At 52.4% G+C, this 20,181-nt stretch carries 25 protein-coding genes and 1 pseudogene; 10 read left to right on the top strand and 16 right to left on the bottom strand.

Going from position 1 to position 20,181, the window contains the following annotated elements:
• Window positions 1-19: 19 nt before the first annotated feature.
• The 4 genes from BMZ81_RS05165 (at window position 20) to BMZ81_RS05150 (ending at window position 3,315) form a co-directional block, all read left to right on the top strand.
• On the top strand, window positions 20-247 hold the full coding sequence (locus BMZ81_RS05165; protein ID WP_091129426.1) for a hypothetical protein: 228 nt from the start codon (window positions 20-22) through the stop codon (window positions 245-247).
• Between the two features lies 1 nt (window position 248).
• Window positions 249-1,043 (top strand): phosphotransferase family protein, encoded by a 795-nt coding sequence (locus BMZ81_RS05160; protein WP_091129423.1) that lies wholly within the window; start codon window positions 249-251, stop codon window positions 1,041-1,043.
• Entirely contained in the window at window positions 1,040-2,356 is a 1,317-nt protein-coding gene (gene eno, locus BMZ81_RS05155; protein WP_091129422.1) for a phosphopyruvate hydratase, read from the top strand. The genes BMZ81_RS05160 and eno overlap by 4 nt, the downstream gene beginning before the upstream one ends.
• A gap of 179 nt (window positions 2,357-2,535) precedes the next feature.
• Window positions 2,536-3,315 carry a sulfite exporter TauE/SafE family protein gene (locus BMZ81_RS05150; protein ID WP_091129419.1) on the top strand — a complete coding sequence of 260 codons (780 nt, stop codon included), beginning with the start codon at window positions 2,536-2,538 and terminating at the stop codon, window positions 3,313-3,315.
• A 279-nt stretch (window positions 3,316-3,594) separates the two neighbouring features.
• Here the strand turns inward: BMZ81_RS05150 and BMZ81_RS05145 are convergent, their stop codons facing one another.
• From BMZ81_RS05145 to BMZ81_RS05080, 16 genes and pseudogenes are all read right to left on the bottom strand, one after another.
• On the bottom strand, window positions 3,595-4,080 hold the full coding sequence (locus tag BMZ81_RS05145) for a flavodoxin (RefSeq protein WP_091129417.1): 486 nt from the start codon (window positions 4,078-4,080) through the stop codon (window positions 3,595-3,597).
• On the bottom strand, window positions 4,077-4,463 hold the full coding sequence (locus BMZ81_RS05140) for a nitroreductase family protein (protein ID WP_347498053.1): 387 nt from the start codon (window positions 4,461-4,463) through the stop codon (window positions 4,077-4,079). The genes BMZ81_RS05145 and BMZ81_RS05140 overlap by 4 nt, the downstream gene beginning before the upstream one ends.
• 12 nt (window positions 4,464-4,475) lie before the next feature.
• Window positions 4,476-4,610 carry a nitroreductase family protein gene (locus BMZ81_RS14385; protein ID WP_347498052.1) on the bottom strand — a complete coding sequence of 45 codons (135 nt, stop codon included), beginning with the start codon at window positions 4,608-4,610 and terminating at the stop codon, window positions 4,476-4,478.
• Between the two features lie 120 nt (window positions 4,611-4,730).
• Entirely contained in the window at window positions 4,731-4,943 is a 213-nt protein-coding gene (locus BMZ81_RS05135; RefSeq protein ID WP_242942569.1) for a 4Fe-4S dicluster domain-containing protein, read from the bottom strand.
• A complete protein-coding gene (locus BMZ81_RS14365; RefSeq protein WP_278308870.1) occupies window positions 4,910-5,041 on the bottom strand; it encodes a hypothetical protein in 132 nt (43 codons plus the stop codon). The genes BMZ81_RS05135 and BMZ81_RS14365 overlap by 34 nt, the downstream gene beginning before the upstream one ends.
• A 25-nt stretch (window positions 5,042-5,066) precedes the next feature.
• A complete protein-coding gene (locus BMZ81_RS05130) occupies window positions 5,067-6,200 on the bottom strand; it encodes an aldo/keto reductase (protein ID WP_091129412.1) in 1,134 nt (377 codons plus the stop codon).
• A gap of 16 nt (window positions 6,201-6,216) precedes the next feature.
• Complete coding sequence (locus BMZ81_RS05125) at window positions 6,217-6,600, bottom strand: MerR family transcriptional regulator (RefSeq protein WP_091129410.1); 384 nt, start codon at window positions 6,598-6,600, stop codon at window positions 6,217-6,219.
• A 352-nt stretch (window positions 6,601-6,952) separates the two neighbouring features.
• Window positions 6,953-7,753 carry a PepSY domain-containing protein gene (locus tag BMZ81_RS05120; protein WP_091129408.1) on the bottom strand — a complete coding sequence of 267 codons (801 nt, stop codon included), beginning with the start codon at window positions 7,751-7,753 and terminating at the stop codon, window positions 6,953-6,955.
• Window positions 7,754-7,870: 117 nt separating this feature from the next.
• Window positions 7,871-8,857: an anti-sigma-I factor RsgI family protein gene (locus tag BMZ81_RS05115; RefSeq protein ID WP_091129406.1), complete on the bottom strand. Its 987-nt coding sequence runs from the start codon at window positions 8,855-8,857 to the stop codon at window positions 7,871-7,873.
• Window positions 8,854-9,363: a hypothetical protein gene (locus BMZ81_RS05110; protein WP_242942571.1), complete on the bottom strand. Its 510-nt coding sequence runs from the start codon at window positions 9,361-9,363 to the stop codon at window positions 8,854-8,856. Before BMZ81_RS05110 ends, BMZ81_RS05115 begins: the two co-directional genes overlap by 4 nt.
• Window positions 9,364-9,955: 592 nt before the next feature.
• On the bottom strand, window positions 9,956-10,885 hold the full coding sequence (locus tag BMZ81_RS05105; protein WP_091129401.1) for a cation diffusion facilitator family transporter: 930 nt from the start codon (window positions 10,883-10,885) through the stop codon (window positions 9,956-9,958).
• A gap of 302 nt (window positions 10,886-11,187) precedes the next feature.
• The gene (locus BMZ81_RS05100) at window positions 11,188-11,886 is read right to left on the bottom strand and encodes a thiamine phosphate synthase (protein WP_091129399.1); all 699 of its coding nucleotides are present in this window, start codon (window positions 11,884-11,886) and stop codon (window positions 11,188-11,190) included.
• 12 nt (window positions 11,887-11,898) lie between these two features.
• Entirely contained in the window at window positions 11,899-12,732 is an 834-nt protein-coding gene (gene thiM / locus BMZ81_RS05095) for a hydroxyethylthiazole kinase (RefSeq protein WP_091129396.1), read from the bottom strand.
• 256 nt (window positions 12,733-12,988) lie between these two features.
• Window positions 12,989-13,753: an IclR family transcriptional regulator gene (locus BMZ81_RS05090; RefSeq protein WP_143072739.1), complete on the bottom strand. Its 765-nt coding sequence runs from the start codon at window positions 13,751-13,753 to the stop codon at window positions 12,989-12,991.
• Window positions 13,754-13,821: 68 nt separating this feature from the next.
• A complete protein-coding gene (locus tag BMZ81_RS05085) occupies window positions 13,822-14,721 on the bottom strand; it encodes a dihydrodipicolinate synthase family protein (RefSeq protein WP_091129392.1) in 900 nt (299 codons plus the stop codon).
• A gap of 225 nt (window positions 14,722-14,946) precedes the next feature.
• Window positions 14,947-15,120: pseudogene (locus tag BMZ81_RS05080) on the bottom strand (winged helix-turn-helix transcriptional regulator); the annotation flags it as partial.
• Between the two features lie 201 nt (window positions 15,121-15,321).
• Between BMZ81_RS05080 and BMZ81_RS05075 the strand changes: the two are divergent.
• The 6 genes from BMZ81_RS05075 to BMZ81_RS05050 all read left to right on the top strand — a co-directional run bounded on the left by BMZ81_RS05075 (window position 15,322) and on the right by BMZ81_RS05050 (window position 20,088).
• Window positions 15,322-15,558 (top strand): hypothetical protein, encoded by a 237-nt coding sequence (locus BMZ81_RS05075; RefSeq protein WP_143072738.1) that lies wholly within the window; start codon window positions 15,322-15,324, stop codon window positions 15,556-15,558.
• Between the two features lie 197 nt (window positions 15,559-15,755).
• Window positions 15,756-16,436, top strand: a complete 681-nt coding sequence (locus BMZ81_RS14225) for a macro domain-containing protein (protein WP_347498051.1) — start codon at window positions 15,756-15,758, stop codon at window positions 16,434-16,436.
• Window positions 16,430-16,822, top strand: coding sequence for an SIR2 family NAD-dependent protein deacylase (locus tag BMZ81_RS05065; RefSeq protein ID WP_091129385.1), 393 nt, complete (start codon window positions 16,430-16,432; stop codon window positions 16,820-16,822). Before BMZ81_RS14225 ends, BMZ81_RS05065 begins: the two co-directional genes overlap by 7 nt.
• 223 nt (window positions 16,823-17,045) lie before the next feature.
• A complete protein-coding gene (locus BMZ81_RS05060; protein ID WP_177187207.1) occupies window positions 17,046-18,188 on the top strand; it encodes a M20/M25/M40 family metallo-hydrolase in 1,143 nt (380 codons plus the stop codon).
• A 326-nt stretch (window positions 18,189-18,514) separates the two neighbouring features.
• Complete coding sequence (locus tag BMZ81_RS05055) at window positions 18,515-19,186, top strand: response regulator transcription factor (RefSeq protein ID WP_091129380.1); 672 nt, start codon at window positions 18,515-18,517, stop codon at window positions 19,184-19,186.
• Window positions 19,186-20,088 (top strand): sensor histidine kinase, encoded by a 903-nt coding sequence (locus BMZ81_RS05050; RefSeq protein WP_091129378.1) that lies wholly within the window; start codon window positions 19,186-19,188, stop codon window positions 20,086-20,088. The genes BMZ81_RS05055 and BMZ81_RS05050 overlap by 1 nt, the downstream gene beginning before the upstream one ends.
• Window positions 20,089-20,181 lie beyond the last annotated feature (93 nt).

Here is a 20,181-nt window from a genome sequence, read left to right as displayed (position 1 = left end):
ACAAAAGGAAGTGTTCGATATGGCTTCGATTGAGAACTGGGAAGAACTCCTGTCATATCTCCTCGATCGAGGATTCATCCATTCTGCGTCAAACACGCAGGTGGAGTATTTCTCCAGCGGCGTCTCCGGAACCGCGGCAATGGCCTCGGAGGGGGGAGCACAAATCCTTGTAAAACAAGCGCTTGCCCGGCTGAAGGTCGCGGAACCCTGGGAGTGCGCTCCGCAGCGGCTCCGTGTGGAAATATGATGTGTTCGAGCAGTATGCCAAATTGGTCCCCAATGCTGTTCCAAAGCCGATCAGTTATGATGCAGAAAACTACATTATGGTTCGGAAGGCTGTTCCTGAAAGCTGGGCAATGTGGAAGAGCCGCCTATTAAATGGAGAGATGAACTACCGTGTCGCAGAAAAAGCCATTACAGCTCTGTGTACAGTACATAATGAGACGGCGCACTCTGCGGAAATTGCCCGTCGCTTTCATAATCAACAGTTTTTTTACGACCTGCGTATTGAGCCCTATATCCAGCATGTGCTGAAAAAATATCCGCAGTTCGCCAAAAAAGGTGCTGCCGTTATGACTTTTTTAACCACAGAGCGGTCTGTCTTGATTCACGGCGACTACAGTCCAAAGAATATCCTTGTAAAAGATGACGGTATCTGCATCTTGGACATGGAGGTTGCTTGCTACGGGAATCCCTGCTTTGATGTGGCGTTCTTCTCCAACCACTTTCTGCTCAAGGCGGTCAAGCACCCCGAGTGGAGTCATGGCTACCTAGAACTTCTTTCCTACATGATGCGGCTCTACTTTGATCGCGTTACGTGCGTGGAGCCTACTCTTTTGGAAAGGCAGGCAATCCAAACACTTGGCTTTTTGCTGCTGGCGCGGGTGGATGGAAAGTCCCCGGTGGAGTATTTGACGGCAGCGCAGGATCAAAACCTGGTTCGTGAGGCCGCATCCGAAATCTTATGTCAGGACTTTTCCACCTATCAGCAGGCGATCAGCCTGCTTGTCCGTAAAATCGATGACAAGGAGCCGTCTCTATGAAGCCTTATGCAATAGAAGCTGTACATGCGCGCCGAATCTATGATTCCCGGGCAAACCCAACCATTGAAGTGGAAGTCGTGCTGGCTGGCGGGACAACCGGCAGGGGAATGGTTCCGTCAGGCGCATCCACCGGGAAATTTGAAGCGTTAGAATTACCCGATGGAGATTCTCACTTCGGAGGCAAGGGCGTTGCACAGGCGCTTCACAATGTTAACGAGGTGCTTGGCCCCGCTATGATCGGTCTGGATGCAAGGGATCAGCGTCAAATTGACGCGCGGTTGATTTCCTTGGACGGAACGCCCAACAAGTCTAAGCTGGGTGCAAATGCGATTCTCGGCTGTTCCCTGGCAGCCTGTTACGCAGCCGCAAATTATGAACATCAGCCGTTGTACCGCTATTTGGGCGGCGCCATGGCAAACACGATTCCCGTACCAATGGTCCAGATAATAGGCGGAGGTGCCCATGCCGCCAACGCCATTGATATCCAAGACTTTTTAGTGATTCCGATCAGCACAAAAAGCTTCGCTGAGGGCTACGCCATGGTAGCGGAAACCTATCTTGCGGCCAAAAAGCTTTTCCAGGAAAGTGGACGTCCGGTCTCCATCGCGGATGAGGGCGGCTTTTGGCCCACAGCTTTCAAAAGCAATGAGGACGGCCTCCGTTTGCTGACTGAGAGTATTGAACAAGCCGGGTATTGCCCGGGAAAAGATTTGGGAATCGCCCTGGATATTGCCTCCAGCGAGTTTTTCAACGAGAAAACCGGAACATATACCCTGTCATTGGAGGACAGAGAATACACCCCTGCACAATTCATCGACTTGCTGTGCGATTGGGTAGCGCGGTATCCCATCGTCTCCATTGAGGATGGTACTGGCGAGCTGGATTGGGATGGCTGCCGCTTGCTGACGGAGCGGCTGGGCCGCCGCATTCAAATCGTTGGGGACGACCTGTTTACCACCAACATCGAACGAATCCGAAGAGGCGTTTCCGAGAAGTGCTGTAATGCCGTTTTGATCAAAATGAATCAGATTGGTACGATTACTGAAACCATGGAGGCCATCTCCTATACCAAGAGCCACGGATATCTTCCCGTCATATCTGCCCGCTCCGGTGAAACGGAAGATGCCACCATTGTACATTTGGCAATTGCCAGCGGCGCAGGACAGCTGAAAGTAGGATCAGCTGCCAGAAGTGAACGCACCGCAAAATGGAACGAAGCGATTCGAATTGAAGAGGCTTTGGGGGCAAGTGCGTATTATCCATCTCAAAAAATCTTCCTTGATTCCTGCATCTCGAAATTTAACATCAGATAGCGGAAGTGCCTCTGACACGCAGATTCTGCGAATGCGGAGGCCTTTTCCGGGTAGACATCAGCACTGTTTCAGATATCGCCAGTATCATACAAGGCTTGGCAAATTCACTTACCTGCCGGACTCTTCCATTGATGTGGCAACTGTAACACGGAAAACACGATACATTTGGAGGGGAACCTGTGAACCTGCTATTTTTTTTAATTGCATTGGGCGCTTCTGTCATCGGCGGGATCTGTGGCATTGGGGGCGGCGTTTTGATGAAGCCGCTAATGGATCTGCTTGGACTTGCAGATGTAGATGCGGCCAGCTTTCTTTCAAGCTGCAGTGTTTTTGTTATGTCCCTCTACAACGTGAGCAGGAGTTTTTTAGACCGCTCCGGCACGATTGATCTCAAAACAACATTTCCTTTGGCTGCCGGCGCAGCTGCGGGAGGCCTTTTGGGCAATCAGATTTTTTCGGCTATTTGCGGCGCCATCTCATTGAGAATCGCCGGCATTGTCCAGTCTCTCTGTTTGATGCTTCTAACCATTGCAACTCTTTTCTATACTGTCAAAAAGAATACGATCCATCCCATTCATATCCGTTCCGCAAGTGGATGTGTGGTGATCGGAATCGCGCTGGGGTGTGCATCCAGTTTTCTGGGCATTGGGGGCGGTCCTTTCAACATGGCTGTCCTCCACTATTTCTTTGGCATGGGCACAAAAATTGCGGTGGCAAACTCCCTGTTTATCATTCTTCTAAGCCAATCTACAAATCTGGCAAAATCCTTTCTCTCTGGATCCATCCCCACGATTTCTCCATTTGTCATATTCCTTATGGTTCTGGGCGGTATTGCCGGCGGTGCCATTGGACGTAAATGCAGCAAGCGGCTCAGTGCGGCTTCCGTGGATAAATTATTCATTGGGCTTCAGCTTGTAATTGTCCTCATCTGCCTTTGGAATACCGCGAATTTCCTGTGAGGATGTTCACATTTTCCGCCGCAGTAGTCATGTATTGTCCTGTGAAATTTCCGATATCTCTTTCTCCATAAAACAAGGGCAGCGCTATGCGCTGCCCCTGTTTTATGGTATGTCCGTGACAGAATGGACCGCTGGAGCCATGAGATTCCGGCAAATTTTCTGCTTTTCCCGGGGTTTCTTCCTACAGTATCCTCCATCGTCCGAGCTATTACAGAAAAGTTCTTGTATTTTCCATAGTTCTCTTGTACCAGTGCAGTTCACCCTTCATTGTGCCAATTTTCAATTGAGTTCACCAATACTCTCGGCCCACCTTTTCAACTCGTCAGTGCCGACGTTAGCAGAAAAACGCCTGCCCTCCTTCAGAAGTGCACCTTTACAGGAAGGCTCCAAGTCGGCATTGGTCCGGCCCATACCGGAACTGCCCGAAGTCGCAAAGGGGATAATGGTTTTGCCGGTCAAGTCGTATTGTTCCAGAAATGTGCTGATGATAGTGGGGGCCACATACCACCAGATAGGGAACCCCACAAAGATGGTGTCGTACCGTCCTATACTCTCCACCCCGCCGACAATAGCCGGGCGGCTGGATTTGTCTTTCATTTCCACACTGGAGCGGCTGTGCGGGTTGTTCCAATCCAAATCGGCATCAGTGTATGGTGTCTCTGGAACGATTTCAAAGAGATCGGCACCAATGGATGCAGCCAGATTTTGGGCAACCTTGGCAGTGACGCCGCTGGCAGAAAAGTAGGCTACTAACGTTCTATTCATGGTAATATTCCTCCTAAATTACATATACCGAACAATCTCTGACAGTTCCTTACGGAGCAGTGATTCGGCAATGGTCCGCCGCCCTCTGCAGCATAGCCCAGATCCAAAAGCATCAGAATCTTCTCATTCTCCGGCAGTTCCAACTCCCCGGCAGCGGCTTCCGGGTCAAAGAAATTGATCCAGCAGCTGTCCACACCCACATCCTTGGCCGCCAGCATCAAGTGGGTAGCAACAATGGCAGCATCCTCCACGCCGGAGTCCAGCTTCCCACCTGGATAGGTAAACACGTTTTTGCTGTCAAACGCCACCGCCAAGACAGTGGTAGATCCATAGCGGCAGGGCGTTATCTGGTCAACCTTGGCGAGTCCTTCCTGCGACTGCAACACGCAGATGCGCTATTCCTGGCAATTCTTTGCAGTAGGTGCCAGACAGCCCGCTTTCAGAATTATGTTTAATTGGGCCTTGTCCACTGGAGGGCCGTCAAATTTTTTGCAGGCGTAGCGATTTTTAATAACTTCTTTGAATTCCATAACAGCACCCTTTGATTTTTGTAATTTTCTTTTGCGGTTCCGGAAAAAGCTGTCGCCTTAAAGGTGAAATTTCGGCCAATTATACAGTCCCAAGCAAGGGTGCGCTTTTTAGGCACAATTTTATCTCTGTTCAAATTCCCTTGCCACATCGTTCAGCAGTTCCTGAATAGGCAGGTGTTGGGGGCAGGCCTTTTCACACTTGCCGCACTTGATACAGTCCGAAGCCCTGCCGTGTCCCTTCGTATGGACCTGGTTATAGTAGTAGTCCGCGTTCCAGTCATGATAGTGCTGTTTGGTGTTCATACAAGCGAACAGATCGGGAATGGCCTCCACTTCGCCGAGCCGCCGCCCATCGCAGCTTGAAACATCTCAGCAATCTGCTCCACAATACCGTTGGAAGCGGCATTGTAAACAGTCAGCAGTTTCTTCATTGGTTTTCTCCCGCTTCATCAAAGCTCACATCCCAATCATATCAGAGAACTCATGCAAAATCTCCGAGATCTCGATTTGCTGTGGACAGACCTGTTCGCAGCTGCGGCAAGCCATGCAGTTGGCCGGGCGCTTGTCCGCCGGCATACTGCCCACCGCCATAGGCGCAAGGAATCCGCCGCCCGTCAGCTTGTGTTCATTGTAATGTGCCAGCAGATCAGGGATTGGCAAGCTCTGGGGACAGTGGCTTGTGCAATAGTGACAGGCGGTGCAGGGGACACCCCCAGCCTTGGTTTCTTGATCCTGCAGGTCTACCAATGCACTCAGCTCACACGCAGTCAAAGGGGCATCGGTCTCCCAGGTTTTCAGGTTCTCCCGAAGCTGCTCCATGCTGGACATCCCCGAGAGAACCATCGTAACGCCGGGAATCGCCTGAAGAAACCGGAAAGCCCATCCAGGAATGGTTTCGCCGGGCCGCATGGTTTTCAGCTGGGCTGCGGTCCTATCGGATACCCTTGCCAATTTACCGCCCCGCAGTGGTTCCATGACCCAAATGGGGATATTCCGCTCCTGGAGCAGTTCGGCTTTTTTATCACAGCCTTGGAAGTGCCAGTCCATGTAGTTGAGCTGAAGCTGGCAAAACTCCATGTGCGCTCCATAGGCGTTCAGGAACCGCCGCAGGACCTCGATGGACCCGTGGCAGGAGAAGCCCAGGTACCGGATGCGGCCATTTTTCTTCTGCTCCAGAAGGTAGTCCAGAATGCCGAATTCAGGATTCAGATAATCGTCGATATTCCCTTCGTACACATTGTGAAACAGGTAAAAGTCGAAGTAGGCAGTTCGGCATTTTCTGAGCTGCTCTTCAAAGATAGCAGCCACCTTCGGCATATTGGAGTTGTCATAGCCGGGGAACTTTGTGGCGAGATAAAAGCTCTCCCTAGGGTACTTGGACAGGCACCTGCCTGCCACCTCCTCGGAGTGACCGGCATGGTAGCCCCACGCGGTGTCAAAATAGTTGATTCCACTTTGGTAAGCCAAATCGATCATTTCGGCTGCAGCCGCCTCGTCGATGGCCGCATCATCCCCATCTACCGTAGGCAGGCGCATCATCCCCAGGCCCAGGCCGGACAGCTTCAGGTTTTGAAAGTCTCTGTAAATCATCTAAAAACCTTCCTTTTCAATTGTGTTTATTCCAATTCAATTTTCCTGTCTTTACAGCCTCTCGGTATCGTGCAACCTTGTAGTCCAGCCGTTCAAGAGTCATGTTGATTTGTTCCCGTTGGGCCAGCAATACCGCCTGCTGGCGTTCCAGGAGCTGCAGCCGTTCTGGAATTGTATGGTCGCCTTGTGCCGTAAGCTGTACATATTCCGTCATGGCTTCCACAGGCAGACCTGCTGAGCGCATACAGATGGCCAACTCTACCCAGGCAAGGTCCTCCTCCTGATAGTCTCTTGTACCGCCAGCGGTCCGGGTAACAGGCGGAATCATTGCAACCTTTTCATAATAGCGCAGGGTATCCTGTGTGACACCGTACTTCTCACTGACTTCTTTAATGGTCATAAATATGCCTCCACATCAGAATAAACCAATTATACAATCTAGAGTTCACTCCAAGTCAAGAACATTTTTCAAGAAGTTGCTTTCGTTTAAATAGAGGCCGTTGTATAATCTGCTTCAAAGCGCAGACTGACTTATTTTGTAACGCTTCTCTATATAAGTGCTGACGGGCAACTCTCCGCACGGAGAGTTGCCCGTCAGTGTTTTCCTGCCATTTCCATTTTTAAGCGGTCTTGCGGAATCAATCGTCTTTTGGCCGTTGCAGCAGGACCTTAATTGTTCCCACAATCTAAGAGCATTATTGTGAACCCATCCGTATGGTGCACTGTAATCGTCACCTTGGCAGAGTGCTCAATTAGTCGTCATTGACATCATCCCGATCATTTAAATCATCGTCGATGTCCTCCCGACCATCAAAGCCGTCATCGGCCTCATCTAACTCCCAGGCATCCCAGTCGTCGTTGTGGTCGTAGTCTGCCTCCAAAACCTTGCCGGTGACCGCATCCACCTCGTACTCATATTCCACACCGTCAACGGTAAACTCCAGCTCATATATGCCGTCGTCCAGTTCATATTTGCCCTCGCTGAAGGACGCACCGTCCGCTCTCAGGCCCAGCTGCGCCAGGACCAGCTTCCGTGCCTTTTCCGTACCGATACGTCCCTGAGCATCCAGATCATCGTCGTCGACTACCATGGCAGCGGACGCGCCGCCGCATTCCTTGACAGCCTTTCGTACCCCATCGGCAACCGCTTCCAGAAAGCCATCATCCGGACAGGCGGATCCATTTTCAAGCTTGATCACAATATTTTTTGCATGGCCGTCCACTTGGTTTTCAAAGTAACCGGCCTTGTAAATCTTCTGCACCAGTTCCTCCACAACGGCAGCGCATTCCCGGCCTTGGTAGTTCTCGTATTCGGCAATTATAGTCTTGCCGTCATTGTTGATCCCCTCAATCTCCAGAACGGCTCCTCGCTCATCGTATTCCACTTCAATCTCTGGATTGACGCTCAGCAGAATTGCACCAGCGGCCGAGTTCGAATTTTCTTTGCCAGGGGCAGCAGTGGATGCTGATTCCCCGCATGCAGTCATGGATGCAGCCATGGTGAGAGTCAAGACTAAGGCCAGTAATTTGTTGGGTAAACTGTGGTTTTTCATTTCCGCATCTCCTTTTGATTCTTGAGTTTAATATGGTGTTTTTGCTGTTCATGTATAAAGGATACGAAGGAGATAATTGGAAACCGGGGTCAGCGCCAAACTTTTTCAAAAAACTCTTTAGTCGTCTTCGTCAACTCCGTCACTGTCTTCTGATGCAGCATCCTCCCTGGAGTCCTGATCAGCCTCGTCATCATTCTTCTCATGCGGCGCAACGTCCCGGTCGTTTTCGCCATCTTCAGGCAGATCATCCTCTTCGTCCAACTCATCATCCTCGGGTGAGTCATCTGCATCCTCAGCAGATTCATCGTCATCCCGGGTGTCATCGTTTTGATCATCACCTTCTCTGCCGTCGTCATCCAGGTCATCGTTCACATCGTCCCGCTCATCCCCATCATCGTCAATGTCGTCCTTGCCATCAGCCGTCGACGCATCAGTGCTCGGCTGCAGCGGGGAGGTAACGGCATCAGGCCTGAATGCCGGCACGCTTGAATCCGGATGTGGCGACAAAATAGGATCTGGCTTCTTTGGTTCGTCCTGAACGGGATCCGTCGTGATTTTGACAGACTTTCCCGTGTGTATCTCCAGCTCCAGAACAATACGGTCTTCCGTTTCCTGCCGCCACTTCTCATTTCTGGAGTCAACGGTCAGCCGGATAGTTCCGCCATCTTTCAGATATCCCATATCCATTGCCTTGTCTGTGAGATCGTCAGAGGCCTCATCATCTTTCTTCCAGCTATACCGATACCCCTTAATCAAAGCTTCGCCGTCTTTGTTCAGTCCTTCCAAGCCAATGACATAGTTCATACGGTTGATATGAATCTGCACATCCGGGTTGATCTGCATTCTAATCGTTCCATAGGGTGTCAGCATAAACTTCCAGGAAGCAAGAGCCATCATGCAGAGGCACGCAGCCATGGACGCCAGCATCGCAAGGCGTTTTGTGGACCTGGCTTTATGTCCATCCTTCGCCTGTCCCTTCAGTTCAACAACAGCAGTGGTCATTTGCCCTACCTCATAGTTCAGATTTGCCACCTTCAGGAATCGTCCATCCTGATCCAGGGCCACGGCATACCCTGGGTGGCATTCCATAATGAAATAGCTCATGCCTGTGGTCCCTCCTTCCGCTTGATCTGGCGCAAATGGCCGCGTATGATCTCAAACCCATTGGTATATGCCAGTAGAATGGCAACCAAGTATTTTCGGTGCCGTTCCAGCGTTTTCCGTTCCAGTCCCGCACCCATGGACAGCTGTGCAAGCGGCAGCTTCCGGTTGGCCACCATCTGCTCCAACAGCGCAGGGTTTTCCTTTGCATATGCCAAAGCCAGCATACAGGTATGCAGCGTTCGCTCCTGCTTCGGGCAGCTGTCAGCCACATCGGACAAAGACAGACCAAATGCAGAAAGCTGTAATGCAAATTCCTGTATCTCGTTCCGGGCAGCTAAGCGCTCATAGCGCTCTTCTATTTCATGACTCGCAGATTCCGTCTCATCCAGCAGTGTACGGCTGTTCTCTCCGTCAGAGACAGGGGTATCCAACGATACCGTTCCTGTGTGCCGCTGCTCTTTGCGGGCATAGTCAATCAAACGATTCCGAATGGATACAGATGCCAATTTCAGGAAAGCTCCTCTCCCTCTTTGGTAGGACAGCATTGCTTCGTAAAACGCAAACATGGCAACGCTGAGTTCTTCGTCATGTCCTTCGAGGGGAATCCGTTTGATAAATTTGGCGGTTTGTGCTTTTATAAATGGGAGATACTGCCGGATTAGCTCGTCCGCCGCATTTTGATCTGTTTGTGCATGTAAAACCTGTTGCTTGATTCTATGTTCTTCTCTCATTGCATTTCCCTTGCATGAAATAGAATACGGATATCGCCTGAAAGGACCGGGGTCGTGGGCAAATTAATTGGGATGGGCAATCCGTATAAATCTCCAATTTAATATTTTAGAGAATCAACCAGGTATTTCTCAATCGTCGCCGCATAAAAGATCTGTAAAATTCAGGTAAACTCCGCTCTGTTCAAGCTGCGGCGAAAAACAAAGCCGGATATAAAACCGCGGAGCCTGTACCAAGCGGCAGGCTCCGCGATCTGTTTTTTGTTTCAGTGGGTTCAGTAAAATGGCCTGTCGCACAAACAAACGCATCTTTTTCTTTCCAGTATGTCTCCTGCCAGCCGGTAAGCCGCGCCGGATTTGCACCCATTGGTTATCCACGGCGCAGTTCCTTACTGTTGAATTCGATATCAGGCAATAACTCAAAGTAGAAATCCGTATACTTTTTTGCCAGTGCATCAATGCAGCGTGCCTGCGCGATTTTAAATTCACTCAGGGAAATCTCATCTTTTTCCAGCGTAATATACGTGCTGATCCACAACTTCCGCCCTGTTCTGACAATGTCGTAATAAATCTCCGAATAGTCGTAAACACTGATAATCGGTTCTACCGTCTGCTTAATCTCCTGTATGGTTTCCTCTTCCGGCGGGATCAACATGAGATCCCGGATCCCGGCGAGGACAGTTTTGACCGGAACCGGAAGCATAATCATGGAGAGCACAATGGTGATCACCTGATCCAGATAGGGAATGGCAGGCTGAAACCATGCAAATGGAATGCATGACGGCAGCAAAAACGCCACTGTCATGCCAAGTGAAATCATGCTGTCAATCTTCCACCCCTCCATTTCAGCTGCAATCAGCGGCGAGTGCAGCGGGCGGTTTTTTTGCCAGAGATAGATGGTGACTGCAATTCCGAGTATGCAGGCAAAGAGCTCGAAATACGCAACCGTGTGAAAGGAAACCGCGCGGCCACCATGGAGCAGCAGGTTGATGTTGTTTGCAATCAGCCCAATCGTGACTGCGGTCATGGTAATGCCCTTGACCACTACAAAAATCGTCTCCACCTGCATATATCCAAACGGGTGCTTTTCATTGGACGGTTGGTACAGCAGGGGAATCAGAAAGATGGACGGAAGAAGCATAAAAAACTCAATTCCATCGTAAACCGCGTCCAAAAGCACCGCCTGGGAACTGGTATAAATGGCCATGACCAGCTCCAATACCACAAATACCAGGTTTCCGTATAGGGAGACTGACATAGCCGACTTTTCTTTTTTAGGGGTCTTTCTTCCAATACGCATGTCTTTCCTCCAAGGCATTTTTTCAAATGGTACTTCGGCCGGTGGGCCAGCCTGCATCTATAACGTACAATATTTTTCTGTCGGTTTCAAGGGATGTCTCTTCCGCTGTGTACACCGCTTTGTTTCTGCACAGTCTGCGCAGCTGCCAAGACTCTTTATTTCCCGTTTGCGGAAGAGCCTTTGTTTCGCTCCATCACTTCTCCGAACTGTTCTCATACAACGCCTCCGATTTTTCAAGAAGGGCACGACTTATGTCGTGCCCTTCTCGCGGTATCCACCATTTCCAGTACAGTCTCTTGTTGTCACAACCGGGCTTCCCAGGCCCCCGACAGTTTCCGGGCCGCAGCCTCCGGGTCCTCCGCACCCGCAATAGCGGAAACCACAAAAAAGCCTGCCACACCGGTTTTGTGCAGCTGGGGTAAATCCTCCGCCGTCACACCTCCGCCAACCACAACGGGAATCGGGCTCAGAGATGCCAGCTTTGTCAAATCCGCAAAGCTGCGGGTCAGGATTTTACCGTCGGCATCCATCCCACAGTCTGGTTTTGTGATGGAAGGCCGCAAGGGCCCCGCGCCGAAGTAATCCACAAGACTCACATCGGCCGTCTGAATATAGTCAAACAATTCATGAGCCCTGGCGGAAAGTCCCACAATAGAATCCTCCCCCAGATATTCCCGGCATACCTCCACCGGAATATCCGATTGCCCCACATGAATACCATCTACCTTAATCCCCTGTTTTCTGGCCGCCAGCACCACATCCAGCCGGTCATCCACCAAAAGGGCAATTTTATCGGAAGCTCCCGCTGCAGCGATAATCTCAGCAGACTGGTTCGCCAGATCCATCATTTCCCGGGCTCCTGCCTCTTTAGAGCGCAGCTGAATGCAGGTGAATCCAGCATTTACTACCGCACGGATCATCTGTGACACCGGACGGCCCTTTGTATTCTCAGGACCCACTACAAAATATTTGGAAATATCCAATTGATCTCTGATTGACATGGCAGCCTCCTTTTACGCCTCTTCCAATTCAAAAAAATTTTCAGCAATCTCTTCCGGGGTGGCCAGATACAGTTCATCCAGGAACTGCACCTGGAATCCGCCGGGACCGCTCACTTTTTCCTCTGCCCGGCGGCCTGCCAAGTTATAAACGGCCGTGGCTGTCAAGGCGGCGATAAATGGTGGAGCCGCAGTGGCATATACCGCCGCGACGCCCCCCAGAGAGCATCCGCATCCAGTGACCCTTTCCATAAAATGTGAGCCACCGTAGGAGTGCACAACCTGCCTGCCGTCTGTCACCAGATCGGTCTTTCCGGAAACTGCCACGGCTCCGCCCGTCCAGCGGGCCAGGGCAACAGCTGCGTTGCGGGCGGACTCCACTGAGTCCGTTGCGTCAACTCCCCGGGTACCGCTGGCACCGTCCGTCACATTCAGTTCCCACAGTCCGGCAAGTGCAATAATTTCGGAAGCGTTGCCGCGAATGACACTGGGCTTGAATGGCCGGAACTGCCGGAGCAGCTTTGTCCGCAGTTCTCCAATGCCAATTGCCACGGGATCCAACACCCACGGTTTTCCGCTCTCATGAAGCAGTTTGGCAGCACGGGGCAATGTCTCCTCATACACAGGCATCAGCGTTCCCATATTCAAATAAGTTGCTCCGCCAGCATTCGCCAAAAATTCACCTTCATCCGGCAGGTATACCATTGCCGCAGACCCGCCTACAGCCAGCTGCGCATTTGCGACAAAATTAATTGTAACGGTATTGGTAATGGAGCCGGCCATGGGATTGCCGGCCTTGACGGCGCGCACCGCCTCTATGATTTGCTGCTGAATCTCCTGTTTATCCATCCTTCTGTCACGCTCCAATCACATCTGTAAAAATATCCAGGCCTCAGCAATTCCCATCGCCTTCCGGCCGCTTTTTACGGGGTACACCTGATCCGCCCATAAAAAAATAGGATTACGCGAAGACTCATACCCGTGGTGGTATGCCCCTTCGTGTAATCCTACACTCTGTTCATATTATAGTATGAGCCGCCATGGCTGTCAAGAGTGTCGTTCTGAAAATCCGGTTGCAGAATGGGAATGCCTCTCTGCCAGCCCTCTAAATTTCCAAGTGATAGTTTTGAACGCAGCTGACCGTTTCAATCAGTTTCTTTTTTTGCAGAAGCACTTCGGCAATTTGTCTGCGCTTTTCCGCATCGTACCGAAATTTTGGAACTGTAACGCTGATAGCCGCCTTTACTGCTCCGTCCAGCACCAGCGGGACTGCCACGCACTCCACATCTGCTTTAGATTCCTCGCACTCATAGGCCACCCCCGTGCGCCGCGCTTCCCGGATCTGTCTCAGCAGAACATCAAGATCTGTAATGGAGTTTTTTGTATAAGCCGTCAGCGGGTAGTCCGCATAGAGTGCCCGCAGCTCTCCGTCCGCCTTGCCGCTCAGCAATGCCTTGCCAAGTCCGGTGACGTGGGCAGGAACCTTTCTTCCCACCTCGCTGATAACGGAAATAGGTGTGTTTGGCGTCTCCTTCAAAATGTACAGCACATCCAAATTGGAAAGCACACCCATTTGGCAGAGTTCACCGACTTCTGCCACAATATCCCGCATTTGTCTGCGGATTAGGGAGATCGCATCATTTTCACCAGCAAAACCGAGGCCAAGCTCAAAGGCACGCGGCCCAATGGTATAGCGGTTATTTTTCCAGAGGATATAGCCTGTGGCGGCCAATGTTTTTAAAATAGGAGAAATGGTTCCTTTGGGCAAGTCCAGATTGCCGGAGAGCTCTGTCAGACTGGTTCCTGCAGGATTTGCATCGATCTGCTCCAGAATACGGATCACCCGCAGCGTCGGGTTGTGATATTCCATATGCCACCTCACAATAGAACGGCGGACAGCACAAAAGCCATAGTTTGCAGGCTGTTCGCCCTGATTGGTCACTGCAGCGCCTGATACTTCTCCAGCACGCTGTCCAGCAGCGCCACAGCCTTCTGATAGACCGCCTCATCCATCTGGTTGAAGGGAAATACTGCCCGGTCACTGATCTTTACCCCCCGGTGAACCATCAGCTTTTTCATCATCAGGGAACAGTTGCTGTCCATTTCATAGAGCAGGGCCAGCCTTTCAATCAGCGCCGCTAAGGCCATGGTCCGGTCAAAATTGCCGCTGTTGGCAGACCGCACCAGATCACTCCACAGCTCCGGAACCACATTGGACAGGGCGCCGATCACGCCGCCGCCCTGGTGGGAAAGGTTCAGCAGGAACTGATCGTCCATACCGGAGTAGGCAGTAAATTTGTGTCCTGCCACTACCTGAAACACCTGGTTCGTGTGGACGGGCTCAGTAACAGAATCCTTCAGGCCAACAATGTTGGAATTGGCCTCCACCAAGCGCCCAATGGTCTCCGGTGCAATGGAGTGGCCGCTGCGGGGCGGGAAGTTATAAAGATACAGATCTCCCTTTACCTCTTTGGCCAACCGGTCATAGTAGAGAAAAACCTTCTCCTGATCCAACCCGAAGTAATAGGGTCCAATCACCATGGGCGCTGTATAGCCCATGTCATAGACGGCGTTGGAGAGGGTTAGGGTATCCTGATAGCTGACGCAGCCAGTGCCTGCCAGCAGCTCCACCCGTCCTGCGGTGTAGTCCGCATAGAACTGAAAGAAGTCCAGCCGCTCCTGGATGGTCAGGTTTGGGAATTCCCCGGCGGAACCCAGCACCAAAATGCCGTCCACGCCGCCGCTGACCAGATGATCAATCACCTTCTTGTTGCCCTCATAATCGGGCTTTTCGTTCTCATTCAGGACTGTGATAACCGGCGTAATAATCTTTACCATATTGGTTCTCCTCTTTCCATATAACCTGTGTTTCTATTTTGCGTTCACTATTTCGTAAATACGAATTAATATGAATATGCAAATTTTATGCATCGTAATATACCATATCCCGCTGCCGGTTGTCAATAGTTCCTCTGCTGTTTCCCTCTAGCCATCCCATTTTCAGCCGATTCTCCCACCCTGCGGCAAAAAGCAGGCGGCAGCTGAAAAGCTGCCGCCTGTCTTCTATGGGCGCTGCTGATAAGCAGTTCCCCAGTCCTGCATGGCATCCAAAATAGGCCGCAGGCTATACCCCAGTTCCGTCAATGTATATTCCACCCGCGGCGGTACCTCTGCATACACCCTGCGGATCAGAAGTCCACTGCTCTCCATATCCCGAAGCTGGGCAGTCAGAACCTTTTAACAACACCGTCCACATGGTCACCGACCATATTCAGGAAGATCCCCTTACCCTCGGCGGTATAGAATTCGTGATTACCCCCAACCGCCGAGGCTTTCGACATTGAGATTCCGGAAATCAACGCCGTCTATACCCACTATACCCATATGCTGGGACACGACTGCCATTCCATTGTTACCGGAGCAGGCCATGCCGACGCCATGATCCTCCAGTTGGAAAGCTATCTGCAAAAAGATTACAGTCTCGTGCTCACCTCCCACTATACACCAGAGGATCTGAAGGATGTGGAAACCAAAATCGCCTATCTCCGGGAAGTGAAGGTTCTGGCCAGCCGGTGCGGCAGCGCAGCAGAATTCAAAGCCGCTGTCAAAGAACGCTTTCCCGACTACGGCGGAGAGAATTACCTGGAGATGACGTCCGGCTTTTTCTTTGCCTGAGGTATGCCGATGACCGACCGGTTGAATCAAATCTGCACGCTCAGCCAAATGCTCCTGACGGAGATGCCGCAGTACCGGCGCCAAGCCGCCCTTGTCCCCCACAGTGAGGCGGCCCAGCGCCGCCTGCTCCGCAGCTTGATGAATCTCCGTCCCCCATGCCCTTGCGGCCAGAATTTCTCTCCCTGCAGGATGCCCTCTTGTCGGCCGAGCGGCAGGAAAAGGGTGTGGTCGACGTGAATACTCTGCCCGGCATCTTAGCGAATTCCCGTCTCATTCTGTGGCAGGGAGATATTACCCGACTGCGTGTTGATGCGGTTATGGATGCAGACAGCAGTGGGCTTTTGGGCTGCCTTCTCCCATGCCACGGATGTGTCGACAATGCCATCCATTCGGCGGCAGGCCTCCGGCTGCGGGATGCATGCAGCCGAATGATGGAAGCACAGGGGTATCCGGAGCCTGTCGGCCGAGCCAAGCTGACGCCGGGATATCAGCTCCCCGCCCAGTATGTTCTGCATACGGTTGGCCCCGTCGTTCACGGAGACGTCACCGCCCGAAACCGGAAGGACCTGGCCGACTGTTATCGCTCCTGCCTGGCTCTTGTAGCAGATCACCAACTGCGAAGCATTGCCTTCTGCTGCATCTCCACAGGTGAATTTCACTTCCCCAAGCAAGAGGCCGCAGAAATCGCTCTGCACATGGTCAGTAATTTTCTGCGGGCCTCTTCCTCTCTTCAAAAGGTGGTTTTTAATGTTTTCAAAAAGCGGGCTTTCCAAAAGGCCGCCTGTTTTATACGCAGGGTGACTACGGCCTGTGGCAATGCTCTCTCCCCTGTCATGACGGCACGTATGACAATGAGGAATCTGTCCGCCGCATGGTAGCGGAACAGCGAGGCATGAAAATTCCCGCCGCGCTGATTTCCCGCTGTCCCAAATGCGGCGCCCCCATGTCCATGAACCTGCGGTGTGACAGCGCCTTCGTACAGGACGCAGGCTGGTGCCAGGCCGCATCCCGTTACACAGCGTTTCTTCACCGGCTGCAAGGCCGGCGGGTGCTGTTTCTGGAATTGGGCGTGGGCGGAAATACCCCTGTTATCATCAAGTATCCCTTCTGGCAGATGACCCATGAAAACCCCGCAGCTGTTTACGCCTGTATCAATCTGGGCGAGGCCGTTGTACCGCCGGGACTTGCGGACCGCGCCATCTGCATAAATGGGGACATCTCCGCTGTTTTCTCTGCTCTTTTGAACCGGTCGTCCAAATCATAATCCAGCGTCTATGCAAACGCCCGTTTTTCGGGCGTTTGTTCTATTCTCTCCACTTTGGCGTTCCTTTCCAGTCCGCCTCCAACGGTTGAATCGCCATGTGGATTGTGCTACAATTTTGAAAATTAAGAATGCCACCTGTGCAGAAACGCGGGGCGGCGTTGATTTTGCGGAACAATACGCTGCGATTGTCAAAATTTCAAACAACGGATGCGAGGCGTTTTTCATGAACATCTGTCGGACGGAGTGCAGCACCTACATAGAAACACATCTTGCAGAGCTCCATGATTTGGTCAAAACCCTCTGCCAGATTCCCGCCCCCTCTGGTCTGGAGCGGGCCCGGGCAGAATTCTGCTGTCAGTGGTTGGAGCGGCATGGCGTCAAGGGGGTCTGTCTGGATGCGGCGGACAATGCCATATTGGCGTTAAATGCCTATGGTCAGCAGAAATTAACGGTATTCACTGCACATACGGACACCGTGTTTTCAGACACCACGCCGTTTTTACCGGAGGAGGAATCCGGTATTCTTCGCTGCCCCGGGGTCTATGATGACACCGCCAATCTGGCGGTTTTACTGATGGCAGCCCGGTTTTTGGCAGAACATGATGTCCAGCCTGCCGACGGAATGCTCATCGTGGCAGACAGCGGAGAGGAGGGGCTGGGCAATCTGCGGGGCTGCCGCCGCCTTCTGAAGGATTATCAGGGCCGTATTGCACGGTTGATTTCCTTTGATCTGACATACGATCAGATCTGTGCACAGGCAGTTGGATCCTCCCGCTACCGGGTGACCGTGGGCGGGGAGGGCGGACACAGTTTCTTTGACTTTGGGTGTCAAAGCGCCATTGACGGTTTGGCACAGCTGATCTCCGCGCTGTATGCTGTCCCCATTCCTCAGGATTCTAACGGCAGCAAAACCACCTATAATGTCGGCATCATCGAAGGCGGCACCTCCATCAATACCATTGCGCAGCAGGCATCCATGCTGTATGAATACCGCTCGGATTCAGTTTCCTGTCTTGTTGAAATGGAGCGCTCCTTCCATGCAGTTTTAACAGAGGCCCGCAATCGCGGCTGGAAGGTGAACGCGGAATTGCTGGGGACCCGCCCCTGTGCCAACAACTTGGACGCAGATTGTCAGCGCGCGCTGATAGAAACCTGTTCGCAAATCATTGATACCCATACCGGTTCCGTACCAGCCGTGGTCTCCGGCTCCACAGACTGCAACATCCCCTTGTCAATGGGAATTCCGGCCGTCAGCTTTGGCCTTTGTTCGGGGAAGGGCGCCCATACGCGGAAAGAACAGCTGGAGACCGCCTCTCTAAAAACCGGCCTGGGGATCGCATTGGATGTCATGCTGCATTTTTGCTGAATACATAATAGGATGGGGCCCCAGCACCCCGGAGTCCCCGGGATGCCATCTGTGCAAATGGCCGTTCCCGTGTTGTCGAAACCGTCCTTGGCTGGCTGCAGCCGCATTCCGCTCCCTGCTGGCAGATCACTCCCCCGGCCCCGTGCAGAAATGCTTCTTCCGCGTCGGTCTTTTCGGCATAACAGTCAACGCTGTGCCTGCCGGGGAATACGCTTTCTGCCGGGATATTCCCGCCTGTTCAAGGCACTGTTCCGGGTATACTTCCGGTTTCCGCCCAGCCAGTCTTTCCGGGCGGACCGGTATTTTATGGAATTGGATGAACCACTATGAAACATCTTCTGGTTGTGGAGGACGATCTTGCCTTGGGAGAGGGCATTCGTCTGGCCCTGCAAAGCAGTGAACTCTCCCCTGTGCTGTGCCAAAGTCTGGCATCTGCCCGGGCCCTTCTGGCAGGCCGGCCCTGTCAACTGATCATTCTGGACGTGAATCTGCCTGACGGCAGCGGTCTGGATTTTTTGCGTGAAATCCGCCGGTCAAGCACCGTTCCTGTCATTCTGCTGACTGCCAATGACCTGGAGACGGATATCGTCACCGGGCTGGAATCCGGTGCCGACGACTATATTACCAAGCCCTTTTCCCTGGCAGTGCTGCGGGCGCGGGTAAATGCCCAGCTCCGCAAAGCCGTTCCCACGGTCCGGTATGAACAGGCAGGCTTTGTATTTGACTTCGACCGTATGGAATTCCGCAAAAACGGGGTGCTGGTGGATTTGAGCAAAACGGAGCAGAAGCTTCTTCGGCTGTTGGTGGCAAATCGCGGCGCTGCTCTTACCCGTGCAGAGCTGGTGGACCGTATCTGGACGGATGGTGCTGCCTATGTGGATGAAAATGCCCTCTCTGTCACCATGAAACGCCTGCGGGACAAGCTGGAAGACGCACCAGCGCATCCCCGTTTCCTCAAAACCATATATGGCGTTGGCTACACTTGGGCGGTGAAGTGATGGACAGTCTGTATCTTCTGGCCATCCTGGCCATTCTGGCGGCAGCTGCCGTGGTGGTGTGGGATCGCCGCCGCCTGCGGCAGACTCTTCTGGGACTGGATGCCATGCTGGACGAGGCCATCCGCGGTGATTTTTCCGAGTCCCACTTTGATGAAACGCTGCTCTCCGCTGTGGAGACCAAACTGGCCCACTACCTCTCTGCCTCCGCAGTGTCGGCCCGGAACCTGCAGGCGGAGAAGGACGCTGTGAAAGCCCTGATTGCCGACATCTCCCATCAGACCAAAACACCCATTGCCAACCTTCTGCTGTACGCCCAGCTGCTGGAAGAGCAGCCACTTCCTGAAGGGGGCCGGGCCTGTGCCGCCGCGCTGGAAGCCCAAGCGGAAAAGCTGCGGTTTCTGATTGATGCACTGGTAAAAACCTCTCGGCTGGAAACGGGAATCCTGGCCCTGCACCCAAAGCTCACCCCGCTGCAGCCAACGCTGGACAGTGCCGCCAGGCAGGCTGCGCCAAAAGCCGCAGTCAAGGGTATATCGCTGACGGTGGAACCCACGGCGGAGTCCGCCCTGTTTGACCCCAAGTGGACAGTGGAAGCGGTATACAATTTACTGGACAACGCGGTGAAATACACCCCCTCCGGAGGTACTGTTACCATCCGGGCCGTGGCCTATGAACTTTTCTGCCGCATTGATGTGCAGGATACCGGCCATGGTATTCCCGAAGCGGAGCAGCCCAGAATTTTTCAGCGGTTTTACCGATCCCCCGCTGTTTCCCAGCAGGAGGGCGTTGGCATCGGCCTGTATTTGGTCCGGCAGATTGCTGCCGGACAGGGGGGATATGTAAAAGTACTCTCCAGTCCCGGCTGTGGTTCCACCTTTTCCCTGTTTTTGCCCAAGACGTGATAAAATCTTTCAGCACTGTTAGATTTCAGAAAGAACTGGGAAAGATTTTTCTGGTATAGTCTGCATTGTAAAAAACAATGCAGACTTTTTCCT

This window comes from Oscillibacter sp. PC13 (genome assembly GCF_900115635.1).
GTDB lineage: Bacteria > Bacillota > Clostridia > Oscillospirales > Oscillospiraceae > Oscillibacter.
This window is presented reverse-complemented; position numbering and strand designations above follow the sequence as displayed.